A 24,500-nucleotide genomic window follows, 5' to 3' on the forward strand; every position below is an offset into this window, starting at 1 on the left:
GCAGGCCGCCAGGCGGTCAAAAGTTCATGCCGACTTCAAGCCAGAGTTGCCGTCCGATGTCATAAACAGGCTGGGACGAGGTGGTTGAGCCAATGTTTTTGTCGTCCGTGACATTGAGAATGTCCATTTGCACATATGGCTGCATGCCTGAGACCTGGGGAGACCATTTCAACTGCATGTCCCAGGTATGGATTCTGCCATATTTTTCCTTGATATAAACACCAAGGCGCTCGTTGGTGCTTGGGTCAATGCCGTTGGCACTTAGCCTTTTTAAGGCTACATATCTGTCACGCCATGTAAAGAAGTTACTCATGTTAAGGTCGTACTTTGGCCAGGAAGTAAAAACACTGACCTGGGCGCGTAGAGGGTTGCCAAAACTGTTAACAGGAAGGTCTTTGCTGTTGATTACCTTGCCCTGATAAATAACTTTATCGGTACGGTCAACACCTGTCCCCAGCGTACTGTCATAGGCAGCACTGGTGCCGTAGCCCTCATTGATTTGGTTGGACTTTCTTTCCATCCATTTCAAGGCCGCATTGACATCAAAAAACAAACCGGCAACATTGATTGACTGTATGGTGGACAGCTCAAGAGTGACTGTGTTGGTTTCAGAGGCCGCGTTATTGGTGAAGTAGGTTTTATTCAGCTGCTTGTCATAAAAGCTATTAACCTGACTTTTTCCTTTCCGGTTGATGCCGGTAAGGCTTACCCTGAACAACCCCAGGTCTTGACTGACACCCAACACTTTTTCATCATCATAGGGTGTTTTCAGCCTGTTTATTGAGTCAAGATCTACTTGCGACTTTGTCACGATGTCCAAAACGCCAGGGTACAATATGGATACGGTGTTGGAGTCGTAGTAAGGTTTGGCCTGCAAATGCAGGAAGGAGCGGCCGTAGTATCGGTTATATCCGGTTTTGATGTTGGTTTTCTGATTGCCAAAAACGTCGTAGTTCATGGACAGTCTTGGTGATATATCGATATTTCTGAGAAAGCTGTTGTAGTCTGCACGCATTCCTGGACGAATTTGCAGCTGGCCTATTTTGATATTGTCTTCCAGCCATACTGCATACTCATTCTGAGAAATATCCATCTCGTAGGGCAGGTAGTACGCCCTGCTAAAATAGGTCAGGTCGGCGGGTGTATTACAGGCCCCTGTCATACAAATGAATGTGTGTACCAGCGTGGTATTCGGTCGTGATGCCTCCATGCGCTTTTTGTTGATTTCGAGCCCGCTGCTGATACTGTGTTGACTGCCTGCAATATCAACAGTATCGAACTGGAATTTTGGCTTGAAAGAGTAGTTGGTCTGGGTATTGTCTAGCGCATGAGGCCCGCCTGATGCCTCGGCACGGTCAGAATAAAGGCCGCTGATGACAGCGTAGTACATATTGTTGGAGAGGCGCTCGTCTCCCATTTTGGTGATATCAAGATCCAGGCTGTATTGACCAAAGCTCAGTCTGTTTTTATAACCTATGCCAAGCCCCATGCTGTGATGATCATCGGTGTAGTCCGAGCCGACCACACCGCCCATCTGGTATCTGGATTTGCCGGTCCCGTACAGCAAACGGATATCCAGTATTTGCTGACTGTCTGGCTGCCAGCTTATTTTGGCGGTGACGTTATCGTTCCTGCGCCACTGCTTGACGTCTTGTGCCTCAATGAAATCTCCGACATGAATCGCGCCATCTGGCGTGACATCAAACCCTCGGGTCCTTGAATCAAGAAAAGGAATGATCGACTCGTTGCGCGATACAGAGACAAACGTGCCCCAGTTACCACCCATGCCAAAGGCTGCGTGCAGGTTGTAGAGGTTTTTTTTGAAGCGGGGCTGTACCGGATTGGTTGACTCAAACAGGCTTAGCTCGCCGTCCTTGAAAGCGCTGGCGTCTTTCTTGTCATAGTGATAGCGGGTGAGTTTGTCGCTGGAGTGACGCCAGTTGATGCCAAAATGGTTATCTCCATCGTAACGTTTGGTTTCGACATCAACGGTGCCACCGGTAAATTGGCCCTTGGATGCGCTGACGTTGTGGTCGTTGACTTCGACACTGGCAACTGAATTCACATCAACATACAGGCCCTGTGAATGGCTTCCGATCCGGTCAAAATCACCGGGACCATAGCGTCCCGGATCAAGATCATTGTTGATGTTGATACCGTCTACGGTGAAGTTGTTCTGGTAAAAATGCGCACCGTTGATGCTGAGATTTTCCGGGCGTAACTCTCCTGCTCCCATGCTGCTGCGGCTCATGCCCTGAGACTCTACAGAGGGCAGCTGCACCAGCTTGTCGGTCAGGTTGGCGTTACCCGAAGGAGTTGCAGCCAGTTGCTCGTCGCTCAGGCGGGTTTGACCACCGTACACAGAGACCCCCTGTCCGATTACAGTGGCCGTATTGAGTTGCGCAACAGACGGGCTCGGCACGGCTGTCAATGCCACGCTTCCGTCGGGGCGCATTTGCCAGGCCACCCCCGAATTTTCCAGCAAGATCTCCAGTGCCTGCTGCAGAGACATGTTGCCTGACAGTGCAGGAGCGGTTTTTCCATGCAATAGCCTGCCTGGGGCACCAATGCTGATACCCGCTTCTTGAGCCAGCCGGGTAATTGAGTGGCTTAGTTCTTGTGCCTGAATATCCAGCACCAGTGTTTTGCCCTGAGCAGTGAGTGGCAGCATCAGGCTGGCAGCCAAGATCAGGGAAATCCTCCGGGTGTACCAGCGGGGTTGATACATCATTATCTCTCCTGGTTTTATGTTGTTTTATCGGTCCTTGGGCAGGTCTCGTGCCCACCAGGCAGAGACATGTTCAGGGGAGCAAGCACGTCCTATACAAACGTGCTTATAGATAAAGACCATTCAGGAGAGAAAGTGGGTAAATGAGACTTATTCTTTTTTGGAGATGCGTGTGAGCAACGGGATGGAGCGGTCAATCTCAAGATCCATGCTTGATGCCAGGGTGGTATAGGCTTGCTCAAGGTTGCTTGCATCCAGCACACCAGTGAATGTGCGTAGCAGGTGGCGCTCTGGCAGTTGTAGCCAGTGCCAGCCGGAGTCATGGCGTTGCAACTGTTCGAGTACCTGGCGGAGCGGGGCGTCGGTAAAAACCAGTTGCTGGTCGAGCCAGCCTGGCTGCCGGCTTTGCGGGGTATCTGGCAGGCGGGTGACATCAAGCGCGGAAATAATGGCGTTTTCGCCTTCATGTAGAACCTGGCTTGCATCCCGCTGTAGGCTGGGTGTCAGCTGCACAGTTGACTCGTGCACGCTAACCAGGAGCTGGTCTGTTTGCCAGATTGCCGAAAAAACCGTGCCAAGAGCCTCGGCTTGTCCGGCCGGACTTTCCACGACAAATGGCCTGGGGTAGTCGCTTTTGCCGACCTCGACATACAGGCTGCCTTGTCTGAGCCGGACCGTGCGTCGTGTGGTATTGAAGTCAACATCAATGGCGGTGTCAGCTCCCAGGATCAGTTTTGAGCCATCATTCAAGATCACCGTACGCAAAGCGCCTGTAGCCGAGCGGTAGTCGGGGGCGTGCAGCTGATGAAACAGGAGTGCCAGCGCAAGACAGGCGATGAGCAAAACTGGCCTGATGCGTGGGCGTCTGCGGGGAGCGTGGGAGGTTTGGCAGGTTGCCAGCCAGATCATTTTGATTTGTCGAAATGTTTGCTGGTGCAAGGGGTCAGCATTCAGCCAGTCGTTCAGGGATGCTTTCAGCTCAAGATCGTGCGGGGTTTCATCTAGGCGTATCAGCCAGTTGACAGCTTGCTGTCGAATGCTCGCGGGGTCTTCGTCGGCATTAGGGTGCATGCCCTCAGTGTTCATGGCTCTTTGCTTCAAACAGGCGCTCGTGCAGACGGGCAACGCTGCTGACCAGATAGTATTTGACGTTATGGGTGCTGATGTTGAGAGCGTTGCTGATTTCCTTGTATGTCATGCCTTGTACGCGTGACATCAAAAGCACCTGCCGGTGACGTTCACTCAGTTCGCTGATCAAGGTGTCAACAACTAGCGCCAGCAACTCCTGATTTTGCGCAGCAGCTTCAGCGGAAGGGCTTTCTTCATTGACCAGCAACGCAACCTGCTCAAGCGTGTCGTGCTCAAGCCGTTTGCGGTGAAAGTTATTGATCATCAGACGGTTGGCAACCACCATTAGCCAGGCACGCGGACTGTCGATGCGTTCAGGGTCCGCCAGGGTGAGAAGCCGCACAAAAGTATCCTGACTTAGGTCGCGCGCCGTTTCAGTACAGCGCACCCGACCATTAAGCCAGCGTACCAGCCACTCGAAATGCTCCAGATAAACCGATTTGATATGGATCAGGCGCATCATAGAATCCATTACCACTATTATGGTTTTGACAGAAATCGTAGCCGGTGTGAACTCATTCGCGATCCGGGTAGTTTTGAAACGGCCAGTCGCGAATGAGTTTGCCCTTATCTCAACGAGAGCTATTCTAAAAGAGATAGCTGACGCTGGCGTTGAAGGTGCGGCCAGCTTCTTGTAGTGAAGTCAGGTTGGACGACTCGGCATGTCCGGCGGCGCTGGTATGCTTGAGGTACTTCTTGTCCAGCAGGTTGAACGCAGCCAGGTTGACCTTGACGGTATCCTTGAAGTTGTAACCGACTTGCCAGTCCAGGGTGACATGGCCAGGCGTCTTGACTTCACCGCTGTTGACCTTGCTCATGCGCTTGGCCCAGTTCAGGATCAGGTCGCTGCTCCAGCTGCCGTCCTGATAGCCCAGACCAACAATGCCTGACAGCGGGCTGATGGTGCTGATGTAGTCGCCGGTGTTGTCGTCCTTGCCATCTTGCCATGAAGCGTTGCCATATACGGACAGGGCATGGGTCAGGTCGTATTTGAGGCCGGCCTCGATGCCCTTGATGGTCACGGAATCAATGTTGCGGTAGTGGAAAATGTCGTGCACAACGCTGCCGGTGGTGGTTGAGCTGATCAGTGCCGTCTCCAGGAAGTCCTTGTACTTGTTGTAGAACACCGCGGTGTTGTACGACAGTCTGCCGGTATTGCCGCGCAGTCCGATTTCGTATGTATGGCTTTTTTCCGGTGATAGATCGCCGTTGGGCACGATGGTATAGCGGTAGTTGGTGGTTGGTTGCAGATCGTGCTCGATGTAGGCCAGATCGTAGGCCGGCACCTTGAAGCCCTGGCCGTACTGGGCGTAGACGTTCAGCTCTGGCGTTAGCTCATACAGAGTACCCAGGTTGAAAGACACATTGTCTTTCTTGATGGATTTGAATGCAGTGCCGTCGGTTTGGGTAGCGCCGTTTGGGTCCATTTCATAACGGTCAAAGCGCGCGCCGGGAATGATCTGCCAGCGGCCATCCAGCAGGCTGATGGTGTCATTGATGTACAGGCCGTAGCGCTTGATATCGTTTTTCGGAAACTTGTTGGTATGGGTGTCTCGGTTGTTGGGGCTGCCGGGGTTGCCTAGTACCACACGCTTTTCACTGACGCTGCGCTGGCTCTGGGTGGACTCGATATCCAGCCCGTAGCCCAGCTCGTGCATGTCGTTCAGGCGTTTGGTGGCGCTGGACAGAAAGCCCTTGGTGCGCTGCTTGTACAGCGCTTTTTGTTGCATGTCTCGTTGTTCAACGGTACCGAACATTGGCGCGTTGATATCCAGAAAACCGAACTCGTTTTCTTTTTGCTGGTTGGTATTGAGGTACAGGCTGACGTTCAGATGGTCATAGAAGAAGCGGTCGGCGTCAGACAGATAGTTGAGCTTGAATGAACGGGTTTTCTTGTTCTGGGTCTGGCCTTCGCTGGCAATACGATAGCCATACTGGCCCAGTCCACGGAAATAGGACAGCAGGCCGTCGGCACGGCTGCCTTCCACCTCCTGGTCCCACAGGTCGGCGCTGAAACCGATGGAGTCGGTATCGCTCAGGTGCAGACGGGTTTTATAGAGCACGCTTTGTGAATCGATATCAAAGGGCTTTTTGTCTTTTTTGTAGTTTTGCTGCTCTTCACCTTTGCGGCCGCTCACGCTGAGCAGGTGATCGACCGGCCCGGTACGCAGTGCAAGGGTGGCCCCCAGGCTGGCCTGCTCCGAGTTGTCGCTGTAGCCGGCCTTGACCGAGCCGCCAATGGTTTCGCCGTCTTTCAGGTAGTCGCTGGCATCCTTGGTGGTGAATACCACGATGCCGGACAGGGCGTCAGAGCCGTACAGGGATGAAGAGGCACCCTTGGCCACTTCCACCTGTTTCAGGGTATCGGTGTCGATGAAACCGCGTCCGACAATGTCGTTCAGGCCGTTGGCGCCGTAGCCTTCGTTCATGCGCATGCCGTCCTTGATCATCAGCACACGGTTGCCGCCCATACCGCGAATACTGATGTTTTGCGAGCCGCCGACCGAGCCGGTGACCTGCACGCTGGGGTCATATCGGAACAGCTGGTTCATATCGGTTACCACCTGCTTCTCCAGATCCTCCGCCGTCATTACGGACACGCTGCCGATCACGTCCTCAAGGTTCTGTTCGACACGTTTGGCGCTGATCACGGTCACACCCATGTCGCTTTGGGTTTTTTCCTGGGAGGGTGCTGCATGGGCAAGCTGGGTTTGCGCGGCAATGGCTAGAGCCAGGATGGAGTAGCTGAATTTAGACATCTGTCAGTCCCTGAATATGGATTATGGGAGTTGGAGGGAAGCAGATGGTATGCGTATTGGATTGATTTAGTCAATGGTAATGAGATAGATTCTCATTAAGATTATGATTGAAGCGAGCGGCCTGACTTGCTAGGATTGCGCCCTCATTCAACCCCAAGAGCTTTCCATGAATATTTTCCAGATCGAAACCCTGATGGCCGAGGTGTCACAGGTGCTGATGTTTCCTGTTCTGCTGCTGATTTTGGCACTATTTGTTTACGCGGTGTATGCCATGGGCCAGTTTGCGTCGCTGTACTCGGTGCGCAAGAAGAATGCTGCCGCTTATCGTCAGGGCTTGAAGGCAGGCGAGGCGCGCTGGGTGTTGGGCTATCCGCTGCACAACTTTTTTGTGAAGAATAAAAGCGCCTGCGAAGACGAGCTGGAAATCGAGGCCCTGCGTCAGCTGGAAAATCTGCGCGTGGTTACCCGCATCGCCCCCATGCTGGGCCTGATCGCTACCATGATTCCGATGGGGCCGGCGCTCAAGTCATTGGCTGACGGCAACATCCAGGGCATCAGTGAAAACCTGATCATTGCCTTTGCTGCCGTGATCTGGGGCCTGGCCATCGCTTCGCTGACCTTCTGGCCGGCCTCGGTGAAAAAGCGCTGGCTGGCCAGCGAGCTGGTCAACATCCGTAAGCTGCGTCAGGGTGAGTAAGCATGCGACTCCTTGATGAAGACGAAGAACTCAACCCCATCATTAGCGCCGTCAACCTGGTAGACGTATTTCTGGTGGTGATCGCTGCACTACTGATTGCCATCGCGCAAAACCCGATGAACGTGTTTTCGTCGGACAGCGTGACCGTGGTGAAAAATGCCGGACAGGACAACATGGAGGTCTGGGTGAAAGAGGGCAAGGAAATCAAGCAATACAAGTCCAGCGGCGAGATCGGCTCCGGCGAGGGCATGCGGGCAGGTATCGCCTACCGCATGGCTGACGGCAGTTTTGTCTATGTACCCGAAGGCGATGATTCTACCGGAGAACAACCATGATCCGTTTGTTTACCCTGCTGCTGGCGCTGTGCATGGCCTGTGTTGTGCAGGCTGCCGAAAAACCGAAAGTGCTGATGCTGGCCAGCAGCAAGATCATGGCCAAGACCAAACTGCTTGAGCGCCTGGCCGAGCAGCAGCCATTCGAGTTTGAGGTGGTCACTCGCATGGACGAGATGAACGATGAGGAGCTGGCCGGGTACTGGGCCGGGGCCGACGTGGTGCTGCTGGACGGCATCAACCCCATGCTGTCTAACGCCATGTTCGAGCGCCATCAGCCGTTGCTCAAGCAGTTTCCGGACATTCCGGTGGTGGCGCTGGGCAACCCGGGTAACGCCATGCTGAACCAGGGCTTGCAGCCAGAACAGCAGGACACCCTGGAGGCTTACTCGCGCAATGCCGGACGCATCAATTATCAGAACATGCTGACCTATCTGGCCAGCGAGGTGCTTGGCGTCAGCAAGGTGCAGGCGGGCGCGCCGGTCGAAGTGCCGGCCATGGGCCTCTATCACCCCGAATTCCCGGAGCTGTTGACGGACGACAACAAGGCATTTTTTGACTGGCTGCAACCGGTTGCCGAGCAGCCGCTGATTGCCATCGGCATGCACCGTGGTGCGGTGGACTATGAACAGTCTGACGTGGTGGATGCGCTGATCCAGCGACTGACTGCCAAGGGTGCCAGCGTGTTCGGCTTCTATTATGACGAAGATGACCAGGTGCAGGACTTCAAGGCGCTGTTTGCCAATGCGCAACAAGTCCCGCTGCGGCTGATGATCAACTACCGTTCCATGCACTATGTGGACAAGCGCCGTGCCGAGTTCGAGGCGCTGGGCGTGCCGGTGATTCAGGCGCTCAATTATGCTGACGGTGATGAACAGGACTTTATCAAGGATCATGCCGGTATTTCCGCCAATATGACGCCGTTTTTCCTGGTGATGCCGGAAGATGCCGGTGTGATTGATCCCGTGGTGATTGCTACCAGCTACAAGGGCGAAGTCAAGGCGATGGAGCCGCAACTCAATGCGCTGGTGGAGCGGGCCTGGAATCATGCCAGTCTGGCGCTGAAGGCCAATGCCGACAAGAAAATCGCCACCTTCATCTGGAACTACCCTCCGGGCGAGCGCAACGTAGGCGCGGCCTTCCTGGATGTGCCTTCGTCCATTGAGCAGATTGCCACCACCCTCAAGCAGGAAGGTTACGGCATCGAGCCGAAAGAGGCCGACACCCTGATTGAAGAGGCCAATGCACTGCTGCGTCCCTACTATCGCGGCGAAGGTATCGAGGCGTTGCTCGACAAGGAGCTGGCTGACCTGCTGCCACTGAGCACCTATATGGCGTGGTTCAATGCACTGCCGGAATACGTGCGCACGCCGATCAACGAGCGCTGGGACAAGCCGCAGGACAGCAAGGCACTGGTGGAGCGTGATGGCCAGCAATATTTTGTCATTCCGCGTCTGAGCATGGGCAACATGATCGTGCTGCCGCAGGGCCTGCGTGGCGATACTGCCAAAGAACACAGCGCCCTGTATCACGATACCAGCCAGGCGATTAACCACAGTTATCTGGCCACTTACCTGTACGTTCGAGACATTTTCGAGGCCAATGCGCTCATTCACCTGGGTACCCACGGTTCGCAGGAATGGCTGGGTGGCAAGGAGCGCGGCCTGTCGGTGTATGACGCGCCGGATCTGGTGATCGGCAACCTGCCTGTGTTCTATCCCTACATCATCGACAACGTCGGCGAGGCCATGCAGGCCAAGCGCCGTGGTCGTGCTACCATGGTCAGCCATTTGACACCGGGCTTTGCCAAGGCCGGGCTGTATGCCGACGTGGCCAAACTGATGGAGCTGACCGGCAACTACATGCTGCTGGATGACGGCCAGACCCGCAGTAACACCCGCGACCAGATCATCAAGCTGAGCAAGACCATCAACCTGCTGCAGGACATGCAGATCAGTGAAGAGCAGCTGGTGGAAAATTTCGATACCGAAATCAATCGCCTGCAGGACCATCTGGAAGAAATTGCCCGCCAGAGCCAGCCGCTGGGCGTGCACATCTTCGGCCAGCTGCCCAAGCAGTCGCACCTGTACACCACCATTTTGCAGATTCTGGGTGACGACTTTGCCCAGCCTGCCGCTGCCTATGAGAAACAGCACGGGCTGGCGCTGTCGATCGAGGAAAACACCGACAGTAATGGCGTGCTCAAGCTGGAGGCACTGGACGGTTTTCAGCTGTTGCAGGCCTACATTGAAGGCCGCGAACTCAAGCGTTTGCCGGACGGGCTGAAAACCGCCCTGGAAGAAGGCCGCGAACACTGGGACAACTTCCACGGCATCCGCGAGCTGGAAACCCTGGTCGAAGCGCTGGAGGGCAAGTATGTGCCAGTTAGCTACGGCGGCGATCCGATCCGCAACCCGCAAGTTGCGCCTACCGGCCGCAACCTGATCGGCTTCAACCCGGCCAAGGTGCCGTCACCGGAAGCCTATGAAGCCGGTGTGCAGCTGATGGACCAGACCATTGCCGATTACGTGGCCAAGCATGGCCGCTATCCGGAAAAACTGGCGTTCTCGCTGTGGTCCCTGGAAACCATGCGTCACCAGGGTGCGCTGGAAGCACAGATCATGCATGCCATGGGCGTCAAGCCGGTGTGGAACCGCCAGGGCCAGGTCACCGGCACCGAGATCATTCCCTACAGCGAGCTGAAGCGTCCGCGCATTGACGTGGTGGTCAGCCCGACCGGCCTGTACCGCGATGCCTTCCCCAACGTGTTGCTGCTGCTGGCCGACGCTGTGGACAAGGTGGCACGCCTGAAGGAAGACAACAACTTCCTGCACCGCAACCACCTGGCCATGAAGCAGCAGCTCAAGGATGAGGGCCGCAGCGAAGAGGATGCCGATTATCTGTCTACCGTGCGCATCTTTTCTAACCAGAGCGGCCATTACGGTACCGGTCTGGCCGGTGCCACGCTGGATTCCGGCAGCTGGGACAGCGATGCCGACATGGCGGAAAACTACCTGCGCCGCATGGGCTTTGCCTTCGGCAAGGACCAGAAGCGCTGGAGCGAGCAGGTGGAAGACTCCAAACTGTACAGCAAGATGCTGTCCGGCACCGATGGCGTGGTGTTCTCCCGCTCCACCAACCTCTACGCCATGATGACCAACGACGACCCTTTCCAGTACTTTGGCGGTATCGGCCTGGCCGTGCGTCACTTGGATGGCAAAACGCCGGAGATGTTCGTCTCCAACCTGCGCCGCAGCGATGACCTGAAAGTGCAGAGCCTGGAAACCTTCATCAACCAGGAATTTCGCAGCCGCTACTTCCACCCGCGCTGGATCGAGGCCATGCAGGAAGCCGGCTACGCCGGTGCCACCACCATTCTCGACCGCATGAACAACATGTGGGGCTGGGAAGTGATGACGCCGGACGCCATCCGTGATGACCACTGGCAGGAGTTCTTTGACGTCTATGTTGAAGACAAATACGAGCTGGACATGCAGGCCTTCTTCGAGGAGCACAACGCTGACGCGCTGGCGCAGATCCTGGAGCGCATGCTGGAAGCTGTGCGCAAGGGCTACTGGGGAGCCGACGAGGAAGCTCTGAAGAAGATGCTCGAAGCCTATACCGATCTGGCCAACCGCCATGATTTGTTCAGCAGCAACGAGGTATTCAAGGACTACGTCAACCAGCAGGCAACCGGCTTTGGCCTGGCACCGCTGGCTGCCCCGGCTGCTGCTGCCGCGGCTGCGGAGCCGGCTGCCGCTGCCCAGACACAGACCGTCACCGGCCAGCAGCTGGAGCAGGTCGAGCACAGCGAGCATGAAGCGGATTACCGCGTGTGGTACCTGATCATGCTGGTGTTTGCCGCCGGGCTGGCAAGCCCTTTTGTGGCCGGGCGTCGCGCATGACAAAAATAAAAGCACTGTGGCTAGTGTTGATGGCGGGGCTGTCCTGCAGTGTGCAGGCCGCTCCCGACCTGACTCGCAAAGTCGAGCATTCCTGGGATAAACAGGATTCGTCGCTGTACCAGTTTGAGCAACATGCCCTCTCTTCTGCCGACGGGCAGCGACATTACCGAATCACTCTGGCCAGACCGAAGGCAGCGATGCCGGAGCGAGGTTATCCGGTGCTTTATGTGCTGGATGGCAATGCCGCTCTGGCTGCCCTCGATGATTCCGTGCTGGCTGGCATGGCTGGCGGTGACTGGCCGGCGGTGGTTGCTATCGGCTACGACACCGACCTGTATTTTGATTCGCCAGCACGTAGCTTCGACTATACCTTCACACCGCTGCAGTCGCCCGCAGATGGCCGGGCGTACGGCGGGGCAGAGCCTTTCTGGCGGCTGATCGAAGACAGGGTCAAACCGCTGGTGCAATCTCGCGTACAGCTGGACCTGGCTCGTCAGACCTTGTGGGGTCACTCGTTTGGCGGACTGTTTGTATTGCATGTGCTGTTTAACCACCCAGATAGCTATCAAGGATATGTGGCTGCTGATCCATCGCTGTGGTGGCAGGGTGGGCTGGCTCTGGAACATGAAAAGCTGGCTGCACAGCGTCTTGAGCATGCGACAGCCATGGTGGTGATACAACGCAGCCAGTCAAGGCGCAGTACCGATACCCTGCCGGAAGACGCGACCCGCCAGCTGGCGCTCAGGCTGTCAGCCCGGCCGGGCCTGACGGTTGAATATCATGAATACTTTTCACACAGCCACGGCAGCCTGCTTGCTGCATCGTTGCCTGAAGCGTTGCGTGTTGCACAGCAGGCCGGTATTGCTGCTGACAACTCCCGCTGATTGCGGAGATTCACCATACTCACAGAAGAGGTAATACCTATGCATAAATCCATCTGGCTATTGAGCGCCCTGCCCGTAGCTGTTGCCATGCATACACAGGCAGCTGAATCCGATGTGCACGACCTTGGCCAAATGCTGGTCACCGCCAAGGAAGAGCTGAAGCAGGCCCCGGGCGTGTCCATTATTACTGAGGAAGATCTGGCCAAGCGTCCGGTCAGCAATGATTTGTCCGAAGTGATCCGTACCATGCCGGGCGTCAACCTGACCGGCAACAGCACCAGCGGCCAGCGCGGCAATAACCGGCAAATTGACATTCGCGGCATGGGGCCGGAGAACACCCTGATCCTGATTGACGGTCGGCCGGCCAGCAGCAGGATGTCGGTACGTTATGGCTGGCGTGGCGAGCGCGACAGCCGTGGCGACACCAACTGGGTGCCGATGGAAGCGGTCGAGCGCATCGAGGTTTTGCGTGGCCCGGCAGCGGCACGCTATGGCAGCGGTGCTGCGGGTGGTGTGGTCAATATCATTACCAAGGGCGTGCCTGACCAACTATCCGGGCAGGTGACCGCGTACATGAGCCAGCCGCAGTCCTCCAAGGACGGTGCCAGCCGGCGGACCAATTTCATTCTGTCCGGCCCTCTGTCTGACAAGCTGGGTTTCCGCCTGACCGGCAACGTTGCCAAAACCGACTCCGATGACCGGGACATCAACCGCGGGCACCAGTCAACCCGTGGTGTGGCAACCAACGGCACCGATTATCGTAATACCTATCCGGCCGGCCGCGAGGGCGTACGCAACCGGGATCTGGCCGCCAGGCTGGTGTTCCAGCCGGTGGCCGATCATCAGTTTGACCTGGATGCCAGCTTCAGCCGCCAGGGCAACATCTATACCGGTGACACGCAAAACACCAACAACTTCACCACCAATTCGAGCGGCAACCTGGTGGCGACCTCTGAGCGGGTGGACAAGTATATCGGGCGTGAAACCAACATCATGTACCGGGAAAACTATGCCTTTACCCACCGCGGCGAGTATGACTTTGGCCGCTCGCTGAGCTATGTGCAGTACGAAAAGACCCGCAACCGCCGCCTGGACGAAGGGCTGGCTGGGGGTACCGAGGGGCTGTTCTCCGATGACAACATGACAACCTCGACATTGAACCAGTACCAGCTGCATACCGAGTTCGACATGCCGGTCGAATTGCTGGGCCTGAACCAGATGCTTACAGTGGGTGGTGAATGGACGCACAGCACCCTCAACGATGGCAACTCGATGACCCAGACCACCACCGAGGCGGGTGCAGTGCCCGGTCTGGCCGCGCAGCGCAATAGCCGTAGCCGCGACCACATGCTGTCGTTTTTTATCGAGGATAATATCGAGCTGAACGATAAAACGCTGCTGACCCCGGGCCTGCGTTATGACAAGCACAGCGTCACTGGCGGCAACTGGAGCCCTGCGCTCAACCTGTCACACGAGTTTGCGCCTGACTGGACGGTCAAGGCCGGTATCGCCAGGGCCTACAAGGCACCCAACCTGTACCAGACCAACCCGAATTACCTGCTGTATAGCCGTGGCATCGGTTGCTGGGGTGCAGCCGGCGCCTGCTACCTGCAAGGCAACAAGTACCTGAAGGCGGAAACCAGCGTCAACAAGGAGCTGGGCGTTGAGTATGCCGGCGACAACCTGGTGGCAGGCCTGACCTGGTTTCACAACAGTTATCGCAACAAGGTGGAAGCTGGTACCGTAGCGGTCGGCCAGGCGGTTGGGGGCTCCAATACCACTTATGCCAATGCCGATGTGTTTACCTGGGACAACGTGCCGCGTGCCGTGATCGAAGGGCTTGAGGGCACCTTCAATCTGGCGTTGACGCCCAGCCTGTATTGGTCAAACAACCTGACCTGGATGCTGCAAAGCAAGAACAAGTCCACCGGCGAGTCGCTGTCGATCATTCCGGAGTTCACGCTCAACTCGCGGTTGGAATGGCAGACTACCGATGCCTTGAGCCTGTATACCCACGTCACCTGGTACGGCAAACAGACACCCAACAAGTACGACTATCAGGGCAAACGCATGTCCGGTGAGGAACAAAGCCAGTTGTCACCTTATGCCCTGGTGGGTGTCGGGGGGCGTTATGTGCTCAATGATCAGCTGTCCTTTACCGGCGGTATCGACAACCTGTTCAACAAGCGTTTGTACCGCAAGGGTAACGCGGTTGGTGTAGGCGATCCGCGCAACATCTACGGAGCGGGTGCTGCCACCTACAACGAGCCGGGCCGCAGCTTCTATGCATCGGCAACCTATGCGTTTTGATGTGGCCCTGCCTGCTGAACTCAGTTTTGGGTAAGGGCAGGCAAACGCGGTCTAATGGAGCGTTTGCCACTATTGCTGGAACGGGAGTGACAAGCAAGAGCGCCTCATGCACTAGATACGCTTTAAACTGTAAGTCAATCTCCAGGGTATCGACTACTGTCAAGCTCTGTGAGATTGATGGCTTTATATTAAAATAAAGCCGGTTTTTTATGCCGGTTCTTTCGCGTTATGATTTGTTTATAATTTATGTGTTGGGTTGTTGGTTGCTTTTATCAGGCTCTTGATCTTTCCTCAGAGCTAGAACAAGAAATACGCCGATGGTGGTCGATATGGTGGCAGTATTTCTTTGTTCGGTATCGCCAGTTATCGCAAAGTAAAATACCAAGGCTGTGCTAATTAAAGTTAGAACTGAAAACAAGTAAATTGCTATCTCTCGCACATAATAGGTGTTGTTAGTCATTTTAAAGGCTCCCGCGTGAAATAACTAAGCGTCATCTTTTTATGGGGCGCTTATGAAGCGTCACTCAAACAGCATATTTATTTCATTTAGATCTTGAGGGGTGAGTGAGCCAACAGTCGCTTTTAGTTGAAGTTTAGCGAGTAAAATATCGTAGCGCACTTTGGCAAGTTGCTGCACGATATCGCTCAGCTGGCTTTGAACTTCAAGAACATCTGCACTTGTACGCATCCCAAGCTGGTAGCCCTTTTGGTTAGATCTTACAGCTGCATCTGCAGAACTCTGGGCTGTTTCTAATGCTTTGAGTTGAGCAATGCCATCCATAACACCTGCCCACGCCTCGCGTGCGGCCAGGGCTGTACTGCGCCGTGTATCCTCTAGTTCATACTTGGCCTGTTCTCGTAACGCTAAGGCTTCCCGGGTAGATGAGGTCGTCCTGCCACCGCTGAATAACGGAATATTCAATCGTATACCAATGGCTGCAGACTCACTGCGCTCTGTGCTGGCATTGGGGCTTTGCTGCATACTTTGGCTGACCACCATATCAATTGTTGGCAAGTGTTCAGCCTTGCGGCTTCGAACATCATTATCAGTAATTTGTAGTGATAATTCCTGAGCCTGCACTTCAAGGTTTCCCCGCTCCGCAGCCGTGACCCAGGTTTCGACATCAGTAGGTTCTGGAGGACTCAGCATCACTCGATTTCCCAAGCGTTTAAGTGATCCAGGGTGTCTGCCAGTGAGTTGAGTAAGTGCCTGCTTGGCTAGTACCAGGGCGCTCTTGGCTTTTACCAGCTGTGCGATGGTTCTGTCGTGACTCATCTGGGCCTCATGCACATCAACGATGCTGGCATTGCCCAGATCAAAATTCTTGCGTGCGCTGGCTAGCTGTAGCTCGTCTGCAGCTTGCAATTGCTCCAGTGCATCAATCACATCGACCATGTTCAGAACATTGAAGTACGCTTCAGTCACGCGTAGTATTAATGCTTGGCCCGCACTCTCCGCTTGAAGGTCGGCCAGTAGTTTTTGTTGTTGGCCCTGTTTGTATTGAATCCAGTTCTGCCAGCGAAACAACGGTTGTACCAGTTGAACGCCATAGCTGCGGTTTTGACGGCGTTGCTCTACCGTTCCAGTGACGACCTTATATTCAGTTTCACTCCAGCTTGTTTGAGCATCGAATGAAATCTGCGGCAATAAACCTGCTCGCCCTTGGATTGGCTGTTCATCTCCGACCCGTCGTTGCGCCAATGAGGCGGCATACTGCGCGTCATGTCTTAAAGCAAGCCGGTAGATTTCCATCAAATCATCGGCCTGAACCGGATCAGCCACACACACAACCCCCCAAGCCCACAAAATCAGCCATCTTCCCTTCTTTTGTTTCATGCTAGAGCTTGGTCCTCATCAAGACGGACGTCTTCCACGATACTGCCGCGTTCTAGGCAAACAATGCGCTTGGCGAACGCAATGGTTTCTCGGCGGTGTGCTATGGTGATCCTAGTTAATGTCATTTGATGCAGCGACTTGACGATGTGCTGCTCGCTATGCAAATCTAAATGACTTGTAGCTTCGTCCATGGCTAAGATACGAGGGCGTTTGTATAGTGCCCGTGCCAGCATGATTCGTTGTTTCTGTCCCCCGGAAAGTCCGCTGCCCATTTCAGCAACCAAAGTTTGATAACCCATAGGCATTTGAGTGATTGCTTTGTGGATGTGCGCTAGATGTGCCGACTCTTCTACTCGTTCCTGATTTGCTTCCGGATCAAAACTGGCGATGTTTTCGGCCAGCGACCCTGCCAATAACTGATCTTCCTGCATCACGGCACCGACCAGATTGCGCAGTATTTGAGGCCCCAGTTGTCGAACGGGTATACCACCTACTAGTATCTCGCCTTCGGTAGGACTTAGCAGGCCCAATATCAGCTTGAATAGGGTGCTTTTACCACACCCTGAACGACCTACGATGGCAACGGAATCACCAGCCTCAATGGTTAGGGACAGGTTCCGCAGCACCCATGGTTCACCTTCGGCATAGCGGAAAGACACGTCGCGCAGCTCGATACTTGGCTGTATCCGATCCAGGTCGGTCTCCATCATGCTTTCAGGTTCTGGCAGCTCCAGTGCAATGTCAGCCAACCGCTCCGCATGCAGCGATAACATCCTTATTTCAACACCAAGATCAATTAATTGACTGGCTCGACCAGTAAATTGGCTCTTGTAGGCAATAAATGCCAGCAGCATGCCCAGCGACAGATCCCGTTCTAGAACAGCCATGCCCCCGACATAGAGTAGCAGCATGCCCTCCAGGCTGAAGATCAAGGTGTTTAGGCTGGAAAATGCCAGCAACAGCTTTTGGGTAGCGACATCGCGATTCTGAACATCGGCAAGCAGGTTTTGCCAGGTCGATAAACGCAGTGAGGTCATATCGAACAGCTTGAGGGGCTGCACCGTCCGGATCGTTTCCAAAAAATAGGAGTTTTCGCGTGCGGCCAATACGATACGTTCTTCAGAGGCATTACGTAGTGGTTGATAAAATACAACCCTCAGGATGGCGTACAACGTCAAGGCAACCACGACGATACCGGTTAAGACGGTGCTGTAGAGCAACATCATGCCCAGCGTAATCAAAGTGACCAGGCCATCAAGGATTACCATGATCGCCCCGTTAGTGAGAACGTTGCGTATGGCCGCCAGGGAATGGAAACGAGCAGTAATATCGCCGAGCTGGCGTTTCTCGAAAAATGTCCAAGGTAGACGCAGCAGATGGCTGAAGAGGTTACCCGACCACTGCAGCGCAAGCTGTTGATTCAATCGTAATTCCATCCAGCCGCGTGCCATACGTAGAATGAAATCAATGAGCATCAACAAGCAGCCCCCGAGCACAGCAATCAGCAGGAGATCATGATCGGCTGACACCAAGGCACCATCGACCACCCACTGTGTTACCTGCGGAGAAAGCAGCGCTACTATCTCCAATGCGAGTGCCAGGATGAAGATATTGCCCAAGGCCCGTTTCAGTCCCGCCGCACGACCAATCAGATCGCGAAGGCGAATCCGGGTTTTCTGCTGAGCGGGTTGAAACGAGGTGTTTGGCGTCAGTTCCAACGCAATACCAGTAAAATGTGTAGAAGCCTCGGTCCATGATGTCACGCGGCGCCCTACTGCAGGATCAAGCAGGTATAAACGCCCCCGCTGCACTTTCTCCAGAACCACAAAGTGATTCATGTTCCAGTGCAGGATGCAGGGCAGCCTGAGCTTGCTCATTTCGTCAAGATCAAGCCGCAAAGGCCTACAGGAAAAACCCAAGTTTTGCGCGTAATGCCCAAGTTGGGCTAGGTTGGTACCTTTCAACGAGATTGAAAAGCGCCGGCGCACACTCATCAAATCAAGGTGAAGGCCGTGGTACCCGGCTATCATTACCAGACAAGCCAGCCCGCACTCCTGACTCTCTGTTTGCAATACCGCTTTCATATTTAGGTATACCTACCTATAGGCTGCATCAGGCAGTTAGTTGCGTGATAGTTCCAGTACATCCTGGCGACAAAGTTCAGTAACGAGGTTACAGAGTCTGTCGGCATTAATGTCAGGATGTTTGGTGATTAGCTCAGCCAGGCAAGTTTCCGGATGTTCGGCAATCCAGCGTATCAGACGTACACCCTGATCATCCAAATTCAACCGGGTGCCGTTTGCAATCAAGTAACCGTCATCAAGATCAAGAGGTCGATGAACATTTAGGCGCAACCCAGCTTGCCTGGGAATTCCGGTTGATGCGGGATTTCCAAACAGCTCGATAGCTAGCGGAGATTGATTTCGGATTGCCCCGACAAATTCGTCCATGAAGTGTCGGTAGTGCTTTGGATCGTTGATGAATGAATTAAAATGATGCCCCACAGCTACAAGCGTACTTTGGTCGTTTTTCCAGTCACTGAGAGAGCGGCGTGCCTCCAAAAAAGCGGGCATCTGCTTGATAGCCCAATCCAAGTAGTCCACGGTGTAGGCGGGGAATGTACCCAGGGCCAAATGAAATGTAGCCTCGCCAATGGGGAGAGGATTATGCCACCAGCCACGGGGAAGGTAGAAAACATCTCCTGGTTCCAAAATAAAATCCATATAGGGTGTTTCCGGACAAGGATATTCGTGCTCATAGTCCTTGCTCTGTTGGGTGTAGAGTGGTGCCTCGAAAGAGGGTTCGTAGACAATCCAGCGCTTACGACCGATCAACTGGATAGCGAAAACATCACGAGTGTCCCAATGGCAGCGGAATGAGTCTCGTGAACCGAACGCTGCATAGGCACTGCTCACAACTTGTCTGCCGGTAAACTCGGCTACCTTAGCCGCAAATTGGTTAACTGCAGGCTCGTTTGCAATTTTGTTCGCGATTAATGTGGCACCTTTACGCAAGAACTCATAAATCACTGGCTTGATTAGGCGGTGTCGTAATGTACCAATGTCCCAGTAACTCTCTACATACTCACTTTTGGGACGAATCCCTTTGTAAGAAAGTTTGAAATCATTGGATGAAACATTACATCGTTCGAATATTTCATTGACGTTTTGCCAGGAAAAAACACCCGGTGATACAGCTTCTTTTATAAGAACAGGCTTTTTTTCCTGATAGCATTCTATGAATTCGTTGGTGGAAATATTGAATTTAATGCTCATGAGATAAGCGCCTAGAGTTGACGGAATGCATAAGCCGCCAAGCTCCTAAGTTTGAGTTTTATTAAATAGCTTCTGGTGGTTTATAAAATGCTCGGTAGTTGTTCAGCTACAACAGCTGAACGGCTATGGTCGAGGCTGGCCTTAGTTGTAATTGGTTCCTGCGGCATTGTTGTAATCAGTTCCTGCCTGATCTGCTGCTCTTTGTGCAAGTCCTCCAGCCATCCCTCCGTAAAATCCAACCTGAGTACCAACAATTGTGAGTGCGCCAGCCTGCATGGCAGATATTCCAGCGGGACCAGTAAGTCCGCCGACAATAGCTCCTGTCACTGTACTGCCAAGAAGTCCTGTCAGGCTTCCTTCTCCCGAGCCTATCGCCTGTCCGATATATGTTGCTGCGCCGCTGGCTGCACCGATTACAGCACCAACAGGGCCAAAGGCTCCAGACACTAGTTGCATATCTCGAATGGATAGTTCACGCATTTCATTTCTCCTTTTTTGTCATGGTTTTTTTATTAAAAAATTAAAAATTTTGCTGCGCCACTAATAATCAATGCGAGGGGGAGCAAAATTAGAATGGGTGTTGTGCTCTTTTTGTCATAACGCTGCCCCTTTGCATGCAATAGCAATATATAGATTCCAAACAAGACTGCATAGGCCAGCAGGCCAAGAATCGTGGCTAGCCAGAAGTCTGAAAAGTCCCCCAGTACAAACTTTGCACCCAGGAAATCAATAGACCATTCTTCGTTGCTATAGAGTTTTGGTTTTTCCACTTTTAACCTCGAAAATAATTATATACAGAGAGGTGGTAGTTTATGAAAGTTATCCTATTCATTCTCTACTCGATCCATTTTCCCGTAACGGAATAAATAGGCTCCAGCGCCCACTCATAAAGCCGGCGTTTGTCTTGAATAATGTCGGCTTCCAATAGCATACCAACTTGAAGGGGCTGCGGTACTCCATAGACCGTCTGGTTCTGTGACTCAAGCTTCAGCGTTACGCGGTAGAACAGCTCGCCAGCACTTGTTGAGTCCTGAAGTGCGCTGGCGACATGTGCTGGAAGCTCCTGAATGGCATAAGGGCTTTTCGCTACATCCAGTACCTGTGCTCGTGCCGCGCCAAATTTCTGGTAGGGGTAGGCGGCATAGCGCATCAGGGCAGTCTGCCCGGGCTCAATAAACCCGGCTTGTCGCGGAGAAATATAAGCATGGGCTGTCAGCTCTGCCTCATGTGGAATCAGGCTTGCCAGCAGCGTCCCTGCCATAACTTGCTGGCCAAGCTGGACGCCTACACCGGAAACATATCCGGGAAAAGGAGCTGAGATAATTTGCTCAGTGCGTACATCGTTTTCTGCCCGTTCCTGCCTGACAAGAGCAATGGCGTTGTCGATATTGGAAACCTCAACCTGGGCCTCAAGTTCGGTTTCTTCACGCTGTGCAAGAAGATTGATCCGCTCCCGGGACAAGCCCGCATGGGTGCGGCGTAATGTTTGTTGTTGGCCTTGCAGTGCCAACTGTTCCGCTTCGGCCTGCTGCAATTGTGCAACGGAGATGAAATTTTCGGATAGCAGTTCCTTTTGGCGCTGTAGGTGAGCCTGAGCCAACGCTACGCGACGTCCTTGCAAATGAATCTCATCACCTAGGCGAGCCAGCTCTTCATTAATGGCATGTAGCCGGTTGTCGAACATGCGACGTTGTGCAACAGCGCGATTGTCGGCTAAGACACGATTGCTCTCTAACAAACGCAGGCGTTGCTCCAATTGCTCCGAAATCAATTGTTGTGTGCCTCCAGCCGAACTGAGTCGCTCGCCGGAGACGACAAAGAGTACGTCTTCCTGCTCAACTGATTGTCCCTCGGTCACTCGGACTTCGGAGATGAAGCCGACAGCATTTGAGGAAAGACGTAACATGCCGTGCTCGGGCATCAGTAATCCTGTAACCGTCGCTTTGCGCGTATAGGTCCCAAAATAGGCGTATGTGCACGCGATGATGATGAGAGCAATCGAAACAGCAGCTGTCACTGTGTAGCTGACAGGTTGATGGATGAGCACGCGTCCTTGATACCCAGCACGGCTTCCAAGACTGGCTTCGGGCCGAAATAATGGTTGCTCGTCAGATTTTTCTATTGCCATATCAAGACTTTTGTTCCGTCAATTGTCTTTTGCTCAATGTTGCAGAACCTGAGGCCACAAGTGGCCTGGCGTACGGTTGAGTTACGACAGGGCGCTCAAGCCAGGTTTGTAAGATTGTGTCCTGCTTGCCCTTTCAATCAAGCAGTTTAAGTCTCTAACCAGTTCGCTAATGTAGAGTATAGACTGAATGCGAATGATTTAGATCAAGATTTTAGAGACTATTGTTTTTGTCTGTTGCAGTCAAGTGTTTTCTGGTTGCTGCGAGTTTGTGTGGCTGGCCTACATTTTTTATGCCTCGGCAACCTATACGTTTTGACGGGAGTGATCTGGCCTACGGTTAACTCAGCGGGTTGGATGCACAAAAATGGCGCCTTCGGGCGCCATTTTTGTGTCTACTGCTGCGAAATTTCCGTTGGGCACTGAATACCCGAATCGGCAACCATGAGTTCCAGGCAGAGATTGAGGCTGGCCAGCAGGTCGGCGTTGGGCTGATTGCCTGTGCTGCGGTAGCTCAGGCAGTAGGAGCTGGTTACGGCAGGGGCAAAGGGTTTGACGCACAGATTGTGCTTGCGCCAGTGTGCGGACGCCGGATGCACCAGGCCGACGCCAAAGCCGGCGCTCACCAGATCGATCACCATGGCGGCGGTGGTGGCGGCAATGTTGTAGCGGGGGTGACTGTCATGATGTTCGAAAATGGGTCGGCAGCTGGGGCCGTCGGGATTGTAGTCGACAAAATCCAGCTGGTGCAGGTCGCTGGGGGACACGCAGTCCCGCTGTGCCAGCGGATGGTCCACAGGCATCACACACACCTGGGCGGCATTAAGGAATGGCTGGTCGAGAAAATCCGGGTGGTTCATCTGCGCAGCCATCATTACTACGTCCACCCGCTGCTCCATCAGGGCGGCGCGCAGCGACGGCGAGTTGCCGATTACCAGTGATACATGCACGTCGGGGTGGGCCTGCCGGAAGAGCCGGCATAGTCCGGCAGAAAACTCGCTGGCCAGCGCCGGCAGTACGCCGATGGTAAACAGCGCCTTGTGGCTGTCCTTGTACCTGAGCAGGCGGGCTTCGCGGTCCAGTTGTTGCAGGCCGGCAAACACTGCGCCCAGATGTCGGAACAGGTGGCTAGCGTCTTCGGTGGGAAAGAGGCGTCCTTCGCGCCGTTCAAACAGCAGCAGTCCGGTGTGCTCTTCGAGGGCAGCAATCAGCTTGCTGACGGCCGACTGGCTCAGAAATAGCGCGGCAGCGGCACGGCTGACCTGGCCATGCTCCATGACTGCCTTGAATGCTTCCAGGTGCTTGATATTAAAAGGGCTTTTCATGGTTGCTTTCTGCCTGCAAATGGAGTCGCCGGTAGGGGTTGTGACCGCTATCAGGGAGCATTCTCTTAAGGAATAGATGCCTGAATATATATCAATTGATAATCGTTATCATTAGCTTTAATTTTGTCGCCGGATTCTAAACCATCAGGCACAGGAGAAACACATGTCATTTTTCAATAAACCGTTCAGGGCCGCCCTGCTGGCGACTGCCATTACTGCAACGGGTACTGCACTGGCCGCCCAGGACGGCTATCCGCTAACCCTGGACAACTGTGGCCAGGTTCTGCAGTTCGATGCCGCTCCGGCGCGGGTGGTCACGGTTGGTCAGGCCGGCACCGAGATCCTGTATCGCCTGGAACTGCAGGAGTATGTGGCTGCGACGTCCAACTGGTTTACCGATGTCGCGCCCCAGTTCAAGGACATCAACGCCGGCATCGAGCGGCTGGCCGACAACTTCCCCAGCTTCGAGAGCGTGGTGGCCAAGCGTCCGGCGCTGGTAACTGCCGACTTCTTCTACGGCATTGGCCCGCAGGGCGTGGTAGGCAAGCGCGAGCAGTTCCACAGCCTGGGTATCAACACCTATGTACTGGCATCGCAGTGCCTGGACCAGGACTCCTCCAAAGGTAGCGACGGCGTGCGTACGGCCATGTTCTCGCTGGACAGCCTGTACCAGAACATCAGTGATTATGCGGCGATCTTCAACGTGAAGGCCAAAGGTCAGGCGCTGGTTGACGAGTTGAAACAGCGCGAAGCCCACGCCATTGAGCGTGCAGGCAAGCTGAAAAACAGCGGCCAGTCGGCCGTGGTTTGGTACTCCAGCGCCGACATGGAAATGGACCCCTGGGTAGCGGGTGCCAGCGGCGTGCCGGCCTGGATGATGCAGACCCTGGGCGTGCGCAATGTGGTTGAGTCCAACGAAGTCTGGCCATCGGTGGGCTGGGAGTCGATTGCTAAAGCCGACCCGGACGTGATCGTGCTGGCGGAGATGAGTCGTCGCCGTTTCGAGGCCGATGATGTAGAGGCTAAAATCGAGTTTCTGCGTACCGATCCGGTAACCCGCGAGATGAAGGCAGTGAAGAATGGCCGCATCGTGGTGATGGATGCCCACGCCATGGAAGTGACCCTGCGTGCCATCGAGGGGCTGGAAACACTGCTGGCAGCGCTTGAGAGCAATGAGTAACAGCTTGGTGCAACC

18 protein-coding genes are annotated in these 24,500 nt (G+C 54.3%); 6 read left to right on the forward strand and 12 right to left on the reverse strand.

What is annotated here, in order from left to right; genetic code table 11:
- Positions 1-16 precede the first annotated feature (16 nt).
- From AR306_RS02895 to AR306_RS02910, 4 genes are all read right to left on the reverse strand, one after another.
- On the reverse strand, positions 17-2,731 hold the full coding sequence (locus AR306_RS02895) for a TonB-dependent receptor (RefSeq protein WP_101496041.1): 2,715 nt from the start codon (positions 2,729-2,731) through the stop codon (positions 17-19).
- A gap of 147 nt (positions 2,732-2,878) precedes the next feature.
- The gene (locus tag AR306_RS02900; RefSeq protein ID WP_101496042.1) at positions 2,879-3,814 is read right to left on the reverse strand and encodes a FecR family protein; all 936 of its coding nucleotides are present in this window, start codon (positions 3,812-3,814) and stop codon (positions 2,879-2,881) included.
- Complete coding sequence (locus AR306_RS02905) at positions 3,804-4,319, reverse strand: sigma-70 family RNA polymerase sigma factor (RefSeq protein WP_166627888.1); 516 nt, start codon at positions 4,317-4,319, stop codon at positions 3,804-3,806. Before AR306_RS02905 ends, AR306_RS02900 begins: the two co-directional genes overlap by 11 nt.
- Before the next feature lie 124 nt (positions 4,320-4,443).
- Positions 4,444-6,615, reverse strand: a complete 2,172-nt coding sequence (locus AR306_RS02910) for a TonB-dependent hemoglobin/transferrin/lactoferrin family receptor (protein ID WP_101496044.1) — start codon at positions 6,613-6,615, stop codon at positions 4,444-4,446.
- Positions 6,616-6,781: 166 nt separating this feature from the next.
- Here AR306_RS02910 and AR306_RS02915 point away from each other — a divergent pair, with 166 nt between their 5' ends.
- The 5 genes from AR306_RS02915 to AR306_RS02935 are packed head-to-tail and all read left to right on the forward strand — an operon-like array spanning position 6,782 to position 14,743.
- Positions 6,782-7,312, forward strand: coding sequence for a MotA/TolQ/ExbB proton channel family protein (locus tag AR306_RS02915; protein ID WP_101496045.1), 531 nt, complete (start codon positions 6,782-6,784; stop codon positions 7,310-7,312).
- 2 nt (positions 7,313-7,314) lie between these two features.
- Complete coding sequence (locus AR306_RS02920) at positions 7,315-7,647, forward strand: DUF2149 domain-containing protein (protein ID WP_101496046.1); 333 nt, start codon at positions 7,315-7,317, stop codon at positions 7,645-7,647.
- Entirely contained in the window at positions 7,644-11,549 is a 3,906-nt protein-coding gene (cobN, locus tag AR306_RS02925) for a cobaltochelatase subunit CobN (RefSeq protein ID WP_101496047.1), read from the forward strand. Before AR306_RS02920 ends, cobN begins: the two co-directional genes overlap by 4 nt.
- A complete protein-coding gene (locus tag AR306_RS02930; protein WP_101496048.1) occupies positions 11,546-12,433 on the forward strand; it encodes an alpha/beta hydrolase in 888 nt (295 codons plus the stop codon). The genes cobN and AR306_RS02930 overlap by 4 nt, the downstream gene beginning before the upstream one ends.
- A 39-nt stretch (positions 12,434-12,472) precedes the next feature.
- The gene (locus AR306_RS02935; protein WP_101496049.1) at positions 12,473-14,743 is read left to right on the forward strand and encodes a TonB-dependent siderophore receptor; all 2,271 of its coding nucleotides are present in this window, start codon (positions 12,473-12,475) and stop codon (positions 14,741-14,743) included.
- A gap of 244 nt (positions 14,744-14,987) precedes the next feature.
- Here AR306_RS02935 and AR306_RS13130 read toward each other — a convergent pair whose 3' ends face one another.
- The 8 genes from AR306_RS13130 to AR306_RS02970 all read right to left on the reverse strand — a co-directional run bounded on the left by AR306_RS13130 (position 14,988) and on the right by AR306_RS02970 (position 23,305).
- On the reverse strand, positions 14,988-15,203 hold the full coding sequence (locus tag AR306_RS13130; protein WP_133539735.1) for a hypothetical protein: 216 nt from the start codon (positions 15,201-15,203) through the stop codon (positions 14,988-14,990).
- Between the two features lie 60 nt (positions 15,204-15,263).
- Positions 15,264-16,580 (reverse strand): TolC family outer membrane protein, encoded by a 1,317-nt coding sequence (locus tag AR306_RS02940; protein ID WP_101496050.1) that lies wholly within the window; start codon positions 16,578-16,580, stop codon positions 15,264-15,266.
- Positions 16,577-18,664 (reverse strand): peptidase domain-containing ABC transporter, encoded by a 2,088-nt coding sequence (locus AR306_RS02945; protein WP_101496051.1) that lies wholly within the window; start codon positions 18,662-18,664, stop codon positions 16,577-16,579. The genes AR306_RS02940 and AR306_RS02945 overlap by 4 nt, the downstream gene beginning before the upstream one ends.
- Positions 18,665-18,700: 36 nt before the next feature.
- Entirely contained in the window at positions 18,701-19,855 is a 1,155-nt protein-coding gene (locus tag AR306_RS02950) for a JmjC domain-containing protein (RefSeq protein ID WP_101496052.1), read from the reverse strand.
- Between the two features lie 141 nt (positions 19,856-19,996).
- Positions 19,997-20,335 carry a hypothetical protein gene (locus AR306_RS13135; RefSeq protein ID WP_133539737.1) on the reverse strand — a complete coding sequence of 113 codons (339 nt, stop codon included), beginning with the start codon at positions 20,333-20,335 and terminating at the stop codon, positions 19,997-19,999.
- 32 nt (positions 20,336-20,367) lie between these two features.
- Positions 20,368-20,625: a hypothetical protein gene (locus tag AR306_RS02960; protein WP_101496054.1), complete on the reverse strand. Its 258-nt coding sequence runs from the start codon at positions 20,623-20,625 to the stop codon at positions 20,368-20,370.
- A 65-nt stretch (positions 20,626-20,690) separates the two neighbouring features.
- Complete coding sequence (locus AR306_RS02965; protein WP_101496055.1) at positions 20,691-21,983, reverse strand: HlyD family secretion protein; 1,293 nt, start codon at positions 21,981-21,983, stop codon at positions 20,691-20,693.
- A 392-nt stretch (positions 21,984-22,375) separates the two neighbouring features.
- On the reverse strand, positions 22,376-23,305 hold the full coding sequence (locus AR306_RS02970; protein ID WP_101496056.1) for a LysR family transcriptional regulator: 930 nt from the start codon (positions 23,303-23,305) through the stop codon (positions 22,376-22,378).
- A gap of 163 nt (positions 23,306-23,468) precedes the next feature.
- Between AR306_RS02970 and AR306_RS02975 the strand changes: the two genes are divergently transcribed.
- Entirely contained in the window at positions 23,469-24,485 is a 1,017-nt protein-coding gene (locus AR306_RS02975; RefSeq protein ID WP_101496057.1) for an ABC transporter substrate-binding protein, read from the forward strand.
- Positions 24,486-24,500 lie beyond the last annotated feature (15 nt).

Origin of the sequence: Thiopseudomonas denitrificans (assembly GCF_002866065.1) — a bacterium.
Taxonomy (GTDB): Bacteria; Pseudomonadota; Gammaproteobacteria; order Pseudomonadales; family Pseudomonadaceae; genus Thiopseudomonas; species Thiopseudomonas denitrificans.

Bases quoted from the DNA above. Each gene is read 5' to 3' on its own strand.
- AR306_RS02895 (WP_101496041.1), bottom strand. From the start codon at position 2,731: ATGATGTATCAACCCCGCTGGTACACCCGGAGGATTTCCCTGATCTTG.
- AR306_RS02900 (WP_101496042.1), bottom strand. From the start codon at position 3,814: ATGAACACTGAGGGCATGCACCCTAATGCCGACGAAGACCCCGCGAGC.
- AR306_RS02905 (WP_166627888.1), bottom strand. From the start codon at position 4,319: ATGATGCGCCTGATCCATATCAAATCGGTTTATCTGGAGCATTTCGAG.
- AR306_RS02910 (WP_101496044.1), bottom strand. From the start codon at position 6,615: ATGTCTAAATTCAGCTACTCCATCCTGGCTCTAGCCATTGCCGCGCAA.
- AR306_RS02915 (WP_101496045.1), top strand. From the start codon at position 6,782: ATGAATATTTTCCAGATCGAAACCCTGATGGCCGAGGTGTCACAGGTG.
- AR306_RS02920 (WP_101496046.1), top strand. From the start codon at position 7,315: ATGCGACTCCTTGATGAAGACGAAGAACTCAACCCCATCATTAGCGCC.
- cobN (WP_101496047.1), top strand. From the start codon at position 7,644: ATGATCCGTTTGTTTACCCTGCTGCTGGCGCTGTGCATGGCCTGTGTT.
- AR306_RS02930 (WP_101496048.1), top strand. From the start codon at position 11,546: ATGACAAAAATAAAAGCACTGTGGCTAGTGTTGATGGCGGGGCTGTCC.
- AR306_RS02935 (WP_101496049.1), top strand. From the start codon at position 12,473: ATGCATAAATCCATCTGGCTATTGAGCGCCCTGCCCGTAGCTGTTGCC.
- AR306_RS13130 (WP_133539735.1), bottom strand. From the start codon at position 15,203: ATGACTAACAACACCTATTATGTGCGAGAGATAGCAATTTACTTGTTT.
- AR306_RS02940 (WP_101496050.1), bottom strand. From the start codon at position 16,580: ATGAAACAAAAGAAGGGAAGATGGCTGATTTTGTGGGCTTGGGGGGTT.
- AR306_RS02945 (WP_101496051.1), bottom strand. From the start codon at position 18,664: ATGAAAGCGGTATTGCAAACAGAGAGTCAGGAGTGCGGGCTGGCTTGT.
- AR306_RS02950 (WP_101496052.1), bottom strand. From the start codon at position 19,855: ATGAGCATTAAATTCAATATTTCCACCAACGAATTCATAGAATGCTAT.
- AR306_RS13135 (WP_133539737.1), bottom strand. From the start codon at position 20,335: ATGCGTGAACTATCCATTCGAGATATGCAACTAGTGTCTGGAGCCTTT.
- AR306_RS02965 (WP_101496055.1), bottom strand. From the start codon at position 21,983: ATGGCAATAGAAAAATCTGACGAGCAACCATTATTTCGGCCCGAAGCC.
- AR306_RS02970 (WP_101496056.1), bottom strand. From the start codon at position 23,305: ATGAAAAGCCCTTTTAATATCAAGCACCTGGAAGCATTCAAGGCAGTC.
- AR306_RS02975 (WP_101496057.1), top strand. From the start codon at position 23,469: ATGTCATTTTTCAATAAACCGTTCAGGGCCGCCCTGCTGGCGACTGCC.